The sequence below is a fragment of the Magnetospirillum sp. UT-4 genome (assembly GCF_902729435.1).
Taxonomy (GTDB): Bacteria; Pseudomonadota; Alphaproteobacteria; order Rhodospirillales; family Magnetospirillaceae; genus Magnetospirillum.
The window spans coordinates 1-890 of the sequence record NZ_CACVCG010000003.1; the positions used below are offsets into that span (position 1 = coordinate 1).

Annotated in this window: 1 protein-coding gene; it reads right to left on the minus strand. The window is 67.4% G+C overall.

Going from position 1 to position 890, the window contains the following annotated elements; genetic code table 11:
- Positions 1–890, minus strand: an 890-nt coding sequence (gene tuf / locus MTBUT4_RS00655; protein ID WP_173977736.1) for an elongation factor Tu, incomplete at both ends; no start/stop codon positions are given.

Sequence of the window (890 nt, forward strand, 5' to 3'; positions counted from 1 at the left end):
CCCGGGGCGGCCAGAACCTGCCCGCGCTCCACGTCCTCGCGCTTGGTGCCGCGCAGCAGCGCGCCGATGTTGTCGCCGGCCTCGCCCTGGTCGAGCAGCTTGCGGAACATCTCGACGCCGGTGCAGGTGGTCTTCACCGTCGCCTTGATGCCGACGATCTCCACTTCCTCGCCCACCTTCACCACGCCGCGCTCGACGCGGCCGGTGACCACGGTGCCGCGGCCCGAGATCGAGAACACGTCCTCGATCGGCATCAGGAACGGCTTGTCCTTCGGACGCTCCGGCTGCGGGATGTAGGCATCGACCTCGGCCATCAGCTTCAGGATGGCGTCACGGCCGATCTCCGGCTGCTTGTCTTCCAGCGCGCACAGCGCCGAGCCCTTGACGATCGGAATGTCGTCGCCGGGGAAGTCGTAGGAGGACAGCAGCTCGCGCACCTCCAGCTCGACCAGGTCCAGCAGCTCGGGATCGTCGACCATGTCGACCTTGTTCATGAACACCACCAGCGCCGGCACGCCGACCTGGCGGGCCAGCAGGATGTGCTCGCGGGTCTGCGGCATCGGGCCGTCGGCCGCCGACACCACCAGGATGGCGCCGTCCATCTGCGCCGCGCCGGTGATCATGTTCTTCACATAGTCGGCGTGGCCGGGGCAATCGACGTGCGCGTAGTGGCGGTTGGTGGTCTCGTATTCCACGTGCGCGGTCGAGATGGTGATGCCGCGGGCCTTCTCCTCCGGCGCCTTGTCGATCTGGTCGTAGGCGGTGAAGGTGGCGCCGCCGGTCTCGGCCAGCACCTTGGTGATCGCCGCGGTCAGCGAGGTCTTGCCGTGATCGACGTGACCGATGGTGCCGATGTTGCAGTGCGGCTTGTTGCGCTCGAATTTCGCCTT